Origin of the sequence: Bacillus sp. BML-BC051 (genome assembly GCF_019656175.1) — a bacterium.
Taxonomy (GTDB): domain Bacteria; phylum Bacillota; class Bacilli; order Bacillales; family Bacillaceae_G; genus Bacillus_A; species Bacillus_A mobilis.
In genome coordinates this window covers 36,023-44,153 of the sequence record NZ_BPLI01000073.1, presented here as the reverse complement: position 1 = coordinate 44,153, position 8,131 = coordinate 36,023, and the positions used below count along the sequence as shown (strand labels likewise).

General features: G+C 35.6%; 7 protein-coding genes. 1 reads left to right on the top strand and 6 read right to left on the bottom strand.

Annotated features, from left to right (window positions below):
* The first annotated feature begins 157 nt into the window (after window positions 1-157).
* Window positions 158-2,182, top strand: coding sequence for a glycosyl hydrolase family 18 protein (locus K5S59_RS24495; protein ID WP_000837161.1), 2,025 nt, complete (start codon window positions 158-160; stop codon window positions 2,180-2,182).
* Between the two features lie 446 nt (window positions 2,183-2,628).
* On the opposite strand, the gene K5S59_RS24490 is transcribed toward K5S59_RS24495, so the two are convergent.
* The 6 genes from K5S59_RS24490 to K5S59_RS24465 form a co-directional block, all read right to left on the bottom strand.
* Window positions 2,629-4,173 (bottom strand): ABC-F family ATP-binding cassette domain-containing protein, encoded by a 1,545-nt coding sequence (locus K5S59_RS24490; protein ID WP_000025934.1) that lies wholly within the window; start codon window positions 4,171-4,173, stop codon window positions 2,629-2,631.
* Between the two features lie 305 nt (window positions 4,174-4,478).
* Entirely contained in the window at window positions 4,479-5,252 is a 774-nt protein-coding gene (locus tag K5S59_RS24485; RefSeq protein ID WP_000835396.1) for a hypothetical protein, read from the bottom strand.
* Window positions 5,253-5,319: 67 nt separating this feature from the next.
* Window positions 5,320-6,069, bottom strand: coding sequence for an ABC transporter ATP-binding protein (locus K5S59_RS24480; protein WP_000016093.1), 750 nt, complete (start codon window positions 6,067-6,069; stop codon window positions 5,320-5,322).
* The gene (locus tag K5S59_RS24475) at window positions 6,066-7,064 is read right to left on the bottom strand and encodes an ABC transporter substrate-binding protein (protein WP_000715564.1); all 999 of its coding nucleotides are present in this window, start codon (window positions 7,062-7,064) and stop codon (window positions 6,066-6,068) included. Before K5S59_RS24475 ends, K5S59_RS24480 begins: the two co-directional genes overlap by 4 nt.
* Window positions 7,061-7,834 (bottom strand): ABC transporter permease, encoded by a 774-nt coding sequence (locus tag K5S59_RS24470; RefSeq protein WP_001057159.1) that lies wholly within the window; start codon window positions 7,832-7,834, stop codon window positions 7,061-7,063. Before K5S59_RS24470 ends, K5S59_RS24475 begins: the two co-directional genes overlap by 4 nt.
* A complete protein-coding gene (locus K5S59_RS24465) occupies window positions 7,806-8,126 on the bottom strand; it encodes an MTH1187 family thiamine-binding protein (protein ID WP_000082898.1) in 321 nt (106 codons plus the stop codon). The genes K5S59_RS24470 and K5S59_RS24465 overlap by 29 nt, the downstream gene beginning before the upstream one ends.
* Window positions 8,127-8,131: the final 5 nt, after the last annotated feature.

Sequence of the window (8,131 nt, the reverse complement as noted above, 5' to 3'; positions counted from 1 at the left end):
TAAAGTCCGATTGGTGAGGGATGATAATCAGTGGGGGATGAAGCCCTCACACTGATTAAAGTTTCACTTTATCTAGACATTTCATACGTCTAGATTCATTTTGGTTTATTGGCGCATGCCTTTAAATACATCTTTTATTTTGAAAGGAGAAATGACTATGAAATCAAAAAAATTCACGCTGCTATTACTATCCCTACTACTCTTCTTACCTCTTTTTCTCACAAACTTTATTACTCCAAATTTCGCATTAGCAGATTCACCAAAGCAAGGTCAAAAAATTGTTGGGTATTTTCCTTCGTGGGGCATTTATGGACGTAATTATCAAGTTGGAGACATTGATGCATCAAAGCTAACTCATTTAAACTATGCTTTCGCTGATATTTGCTGGAATGGAAAACATGGAAACCCTTCTACTCACCCCGATAATCCAAATAAACAAACGTGGAACTGTAAAGAATCTGGTGTACCACTGCAAAATAAAGAGGTTCCTAATGGTACTCTTGTACTTGGTGAACCGTGGGCTGATGTCACAAAATCTTATCCGGGATCAGGTACAACTTGGGAAGATTGTGATAAATACGCCCGCTGTGGAAATTTCGGAGAACTGAAACGATTAAAAGCTAAGTATCCTCACCTAAAAACAATTATTTCCGTTGGTGGCTGGACTTGGTCTAACCGCTTTTCTGATATGGCCGCTGATGAAAAAACAAGAAAAGTGTTCGCTGAATCTACAGTAGCTTTTCTTCGCGAATATGGATTTGACGGCGTTGATTTAGATTGGGAATACCCGGGCGTTGAAACGATTCCTGGCGGTAGTTATCGTCCTGAAGATAAGCAAAACTTCACCCTACTCCTTCAAGATGTTCGAAATGCATTAACGAAAGCTACTGCAGAAGATGGAAAACAATATTTACTAACAATCGCGTCAGGTGCAAGCCAACGTTATGCGGATCATACAGAGCTAAAGAAGATCTCTCAAATACTGGATTGGATTAATATTATGACATATGATTTCCATGGTGGATGGGAAGCTACTTCTAACCATAATGCAGCACTATACAAAGATCCAAATGACCCAGCAGCGGATACGAAATTTTACGTAGATGGTGCGATAGACATTTATACAAATGAAGGGGTTCCAGCGGATAAACTCGTATTAGGTGTACCTTTTTACGGACGTGGATGGAAAAGTTGCGGAAAAGAAAATAATGGGCAATACCAACCTTGTAAACCAGGTAGTGACGGAAAGCTAGCTTCTAAAGGTACTTGGGATGATTATTCTACCGGTGACACAGGTGTGTACGATTACGGTGATTTAGCAGCTAATTATGTGAATAAAAATGGTTTTGTTCGCGGATGGAACGATGTAGCGAAAGTACCTTATTTATATAATGCGACTACAGGAACGTTTATTAGCTATGATGACAACGAATCTATGAAATATAAAACAGACTATATAAAGACAAAGGGTTTAAGTGGCGCAATGTTTTGGGAACTAAGCGGGGATTGCCGTACAAGTCCAAAATATAGTTGTAGTGGACCAAAATTACTTGATACGTTAGTAAAAGAATTACTTGGTGGACCTATTGCTCAAAAAGATACTGAGCCCCCAACAAACATAAAAAATATTGCTGTTACAAATAAAAATTCAAACTCAGTTCAATTAAACTGGACTGCATCTACTGATAACGTAGGCGTTACTGAATATGAAATTACTGCCGGAGAAGAAAAATGGAGTACAACAACAAATAGTATTACAATTAAAAACTTAAAACCTAATACAGAATATACGTTTTCAATATTAGCAAAGGATGCTGCGGGGAATAAATCACAGCCTACTTCCATTCTTGTAAAAACAGATGACGCTAGCACAACACCTCCTGGTGGAAATGGCAATGCTACCTTTTCAGTCACTTCCAATTGGGGGAGTGGTTACAACTTCTCGATTGTAATTAAAAATAGCGGAACGACTCCTATTAAAAACTGGAAATTAGAATTTGATTATAACGGCAATTTAACACAAGTTTGGGATTCTAAAATTAGTAGTAAAATAAATAATCATTACGTAATTACGAATGCAGGATGGAATGGTGAAATTCTTCCTGGTGGGTCTGTTACAATCGGAGGAGCAGGAACAGGGAATCCTACTGAACTCTTAAATGCATCCATTAACGGAAACTAAACGTAACCTCCATTAATTATTTCACTAAAGTTTGAATTTAGGTTTGAGTGCTCTATCCTAAATTCAAACTTTTAATTTTATGAAAAATCACAAATCAATATTACAATAATCTATTATAATCATATTTAGTTTCTAATATGAAGTTCATGTGAAGTTCATCTGAATTTTACATGAATTTCCTTTAAGTTCTATTGTCTTCCTATACTAATCACATTATCCTTTACATATAGGAATTATTTTTATTCCATTTCAAACTATCTATATATACAAAGAAAGATAGTCGCCTGTTAGGGAAAGGCATCTAAATATAAACATAACATAAGAAAAAGCACGCTTATAAGCGCACCATAAGAGTGCTTCTTCATACAATTCTCATGTAAGAGTTCTCGAAAATCATGTTAATCACAAAGAAAAGGCATTAGCTTATATAAGCTAATGCCTTTTCTTTATTCATATTGTTCAGCGTTCCATTCTTCTATATTCCATACTTTTGTGATCCACGCTTCATAGAAAGAAGGCTCATGTGAGACCAGTAAAACCGTTCCTGTATATTGTTGTAACGCTTCCTGCAAAGACTTCTTTGTTTCTATATCCAAATGATTAGTCGGTTCATCTAAAATTAAAACATTGCTTTTTGTTACGATAAGTTCACATAAACGTACTTTCGTTTGTTCCCCGCCGCTTAATAAACGAATAGGTTTTAATACATGTTCTTCTTTCAATCCACACTTTGCTAATGCTTGGCGTACTTCTTTCTTTGTCATATCTGGTCGTTCTGCCCAAACTTTTTCTAATGGTGTTGTTTCTGAAGCAAACTCTTCCTGCGCAAAATAAGCAGGATTTACTCGTTCTCCAACAGAAATTGAACCGCTTAGCGGCTTTATTTGACCTAATAACGTTTTTAACATTGTCGTTTTTCCAATTCCATTATGACCAACAATCGCTATCTTTTCTCCTTTTTTGACTTGCAAATTCAATTCTGGAAATAACGGAGAACTATATCCTATCCTTAGTTTTTCAGCCTGTAATACGCGACTAACTGGCTCCTCATAAACATTGAAATCAAAACGGGATCGAGGTACATGACTAACCTTTTCAATCCTTTGCATTTTCTCCAATACTTTCTCTCGACTTTTGGCCTGTTTCGCTTTTCGAATTTTATTTTTTTGAATAAATGTTTCTAACTGAGCAATTTCTTTTTGTTGTTTCGCACGCGCCGATTGTAATTGTTTCCTTTGCAATTGATAACTTTGCACAAATTTTTCATAATTTCCTACGTACCGCTTCACTTTCCGTTCTTCTAGATGATAAATAACATTCGTAATACTGTTCAAAAATACTTCGTCATGTGAAATGATCACATAAGCTTTTTCATACTGTCTCAAATACGATTGCAACCATTCTATATGGGCTGTATCTAAATAGTTTGTTGGCTCATCTAGCAATAAAACATCAGCTTTTTCTAAAAGGAGCTTCCCAAGTAATAACTTTGTTCGCTGTCCTCCACTTAACTGTGAAACATCCTTTTTCAAGCCTATTTCAAGTAAGCCTAAGCCGATTGCTACTTCTTCAATTTCTGTATGAATTTGATAGAAATTAGAACTTTCCAATATAGTTTGTAATTCTCCATACTTTACTAACAGTTTTTCTATTTCTCCTGCTCCATTCATTTCTTCAGCAATTTTTAACATTTCACACTCAATCGCATACAAATTAGAAAATGCACTTTGTAAGTATCCCTCAATTGTTATTCCCTCTTGTAAATCCATATGCTGCTGTAAAAAACCTATCTTCACATGTGGAAACCATTCAATGTTTCCGTCATCATGTATAAGTTCTCCTGTTAAAATCCTTAACAATGTTGATTTTCCAATTCCATTTTTCCCAACTAACCCAACATGCTCGCCCTTTAATAGTCGAAAACACGCATTATATAAAATGGGTTTCTCACCATACGAATGACTTAAATTTTCTACTGTTAATATACTCATTTTTTTCTCTCCTCTACTTATAGTTCATAAGCTAAATAGAGAGAGCAACAGTATAAAGCCTTATTTAATTGTATATATAAAAAATGGGTAAGGTGAATACACCTTACCCATTACATATTATCGTAAAAAAGGATTAAGGTTCTTTACCTGCTGTCTTCAATTTAGCTTAATCGTTAAAAATGGGCAGACTTCTCCCGCATCAAGCTAAAACCATTTGAAGAACAGTTGATAAAGTCATTTTATCCTTTCACTCCTTTAACATTTGTTATATTAAGAGTATAAACTACTCTGTTATATTCTATTCTCTATTTTTTCTTTTGTTCCTTCTCCATTTTTTCATTTTCTACGTAAATTTCTTTACACATCTTTTCTAATGCATATGGACTTGTAAAGATGAGCGTTAACGATTTCCACATATAAATTCTTCTTTGTAGTTCTATCCCATACTCTTTACTAACCATATTTTTCACTTCTGGAATATGTTCTTCGTTTTGAAATTGTTGTACAGATTTCAATTCCTTCGTCTTAAAATCCGTTAAAAGGCCTATTACAGTTCGTCCATGTTCCTGCGACCTTTCTTCTAAATCAAACTGAATGGAATGAACAAAACCTAAAACGTGAAAGATTTGAGCATGCAACCCGACAGCAGCACGCTGTTCCATTAAGTTGTAGCACTCTCGTTTTAACTCTTCTACCATTTCTAAAGAATTTCTATTAACTTTCCTTTTGCCAACAAACATAATTTTTACAATATGAGCGACTGCTCCCATACTTTTTAATACGCTCTCTAGAATTTCTACCGCATCTTCCACATAACCATTTGAAATTATAGAATGAATAAATTCATCTAATAGCGCTTGAAACTTTTTAACTAAATGTAAATCACGTAATTCTGGAACATCTTTTCTCAATTGATCCCGGCCTTGAACCCACTTTAAAACTTCTGTCATTTCTTCTTCTTTTAATTCAGGATGTTCCATACCGTACTTCATTAATAAAATATGATTTTTTAATAAGGACTTTCCTTCTTCAAGATTATCAGCTGTTAACGAGTCAACTATTTGCTCTATAGATTTCATCTTTCTCCCCCCTATATAAAAAAGCCTCTTAACAGTAATTATACCAAAAACTGTTAAAAGGCTTTTTCTATTTTTTCATATACGGGGCTAATACTCTCAGAATTTCTTCCTTATCCTTCTTTAACTCAAGTGATGTTAACATATCCATCGTTCTCGGCCTAGGTAATTTCACTTGTACCTCACCAACTATTGAGGCTGGTCTTTGAGATAAAATAAATACGCGATCCGAAAGCAAGATTGCCTCATCCAAGTCATGTGTGACCATAACGATTGTTTGCTTCTCTTGGTGCCAAGAGTTTAAAAGCCAGCTATGTACTTCCATTTTTGTAAAGGCATCTAATTTTCCAAAAGGCTCATCAAGTAGCATAATTGGCTTTTCACATAAATATGTGCGCAGAAAACTAATTCTTTGACGCATACCACCAGACAATTCATCTGGATAATGATCTGCATATTCATCTAGTTCAAACTGCTTTAATGCTTCCATTCCCTCTGTTAGCCTTTGTTTTTTCGGCTTCCCTTCGATTTCCAATGGAAGAACTATATTTTGCAAAGCTGATCGCCACGGCAGTAATAAATCCTGTTGCGGCATATAACTTACAACATCTTGCTCTTGCATTTGCTTATCGTTATACGTTACATTCCCACTTGTTGGATTTTCAACATTTGCAATCATATTTAATAATGTGCTTTTCCCGCAACCACTTGGGCCTACAAAAGAAACGAACTCTCCCTCTCGTATAGAAGCACTAATATTTGCTAATACATTCTTTCCATCAAAAGCTTTTACAACCTCGTTTATTTGTAATCCACTCATTTTTCACTTGGAAGGAACTCATTTGTAAAGGCATCTTTCACATCAATTTTCTTCTTAATAACTTTGTTATCATATAAGAAATTCATGTAATTCGTCCAAACTTCTTCCTTCTGTACTCCCCATGCTTTTGCATCATCTTGATACTTCGTGCTTAACCACTTTTGACTTTCTTGTACTAAGTCTTTATTTACATCTGGAACAGCTTTAATTAAAATATCAGCAGCTTCTTTCGGTTCTTTAATTGTAAAATTATACCCTTCTGTCGTTGCACTCATAAACTTTTTCACAAAGTCTTTATCTTGCTTCGTATGTTTTTCACTCGTAATAATAACAGGACTATAGAAATCAAGCGCTGGGTCTAGGTCTTTCACCATAATCGTATTTAACTCTTTTCCTTGGCGCTTCGCTTCAATTCCATCCCATCCGTAATAAATCCATTCAAAGTCTGCATCACGGCCGATTGATTTAAAGAAATCGGTTTGTCCTAAGATGATTTTTTCAACTTTATTAAAATCAGCTTGATGTTTCTCCATAATTGTCTTTAACGTTGCTTCTTCTGCTGGTCCTCCCCAGCCTCCGTAACGTTTACCTTCAAAATCTTTCGGTGAAGTCATGTTATCTTTCTTAAGCGATGCAAAAGCTGAAGTGTTATGCTGAATAATCGCCCCGACAGATACAACAGGAATACCTTCTACACGAGCCAACGTTACATTTTCTTGTGCGCTTATTGCGAAGTCAGCTTTTCCTGAAGCTATCATTTGCTCCGCTGTCACATTATCACCAGGCTGAATAATTTCTACATCTAAGCCTTGCTTTTTATAATAATCTTTCGCTTGCGCTACATATAAGCCAGTATGATTCGTATTTGGAAACCAATCTAATACTACTTTTACTTTTTGATCTTTACTTGCACTTTCTTCTTTCTTCGCCGGATTACACCCAACCACACCTACTGCTAATAAGGCAGCCAACATAACTTTTAAACCTTTTTTCATTTTCTGCCGTCCTTTCTATATATCCATGGTGCTGTTATTCTTGCCATAAACTCTACGATAAAATACAAGCATAATGTCACCATAACAATAATTGCTGCAACACCAAATACTCGGGCTGTTAAAAAGGATTTCGTAGCCCTCGTAAGCATAACTCCTAATCCTTCACTGGCACCGAGCCATTCCCCAATAATCGCTCCCATTACGCTATATGTAACTGCAATTTTTAAACCTGAGAAAAAGTATGGAAGTACTGCTGGAAACTTTACTTTCTGGTAAACTTGCCATTTCGTTGCCTTCATCGTTTGCAACAACTTCAACATATTTTTATCTACCGTTTGAAAACCTTCTAAAATGCTAAGCGCAATCGGGAAGAAACAAACGAGTATGACTACCATTACTTTCGGTAGCATTCCATATCCAAACCAAATAATAAATAACGGTGCAAGTACAACGATTGGAATCGTTTGCGAAATAACAAGCAACGGATTTATTAAAATACGAAATAAAGGGATAACATCCATAATAATTGCAATACTTGTCCCAATTAAAATCGCAAAAAACAGTCCGATTAGAACCTCTTGTAACGTTTGCATCGTATTCGGTAATAATAAATCTTTCATTCCAATTAATTCTTGAACAATGGCAGAAGGCTTCGGTAAAATCCACGGTTCAATTTTAAATAATGAAACAGATCCTTCCCATATCGCAATGAGAAGAATAAGCCAAATAGTTGTAATTATTTTAGATTGCTTCTGGTTTTGCATATTCATCACGGTACTTCCAAACCTTTTCATCTATCGTTACACCAGTGCTTGGACGATAATGGATTTTAATAGAAGTAATCACTTCCTCTGCTCCAGCATCCACACAAGCTTGTTGCGCACGTTTAATGACATCAAGAAGTACATCTAATTCTCCTTCCAGCGTTGTTTCCATTGCCCCTACTTCATAACGAACTCCCGATTGTTGTACAACCTCAATTGCTTTATCAACAACAGAATACACATCTTTGTTCTTCGCTTGTGGTACTACTGAAAATGAAATTGTAACTTGTTGTGACATAGTAA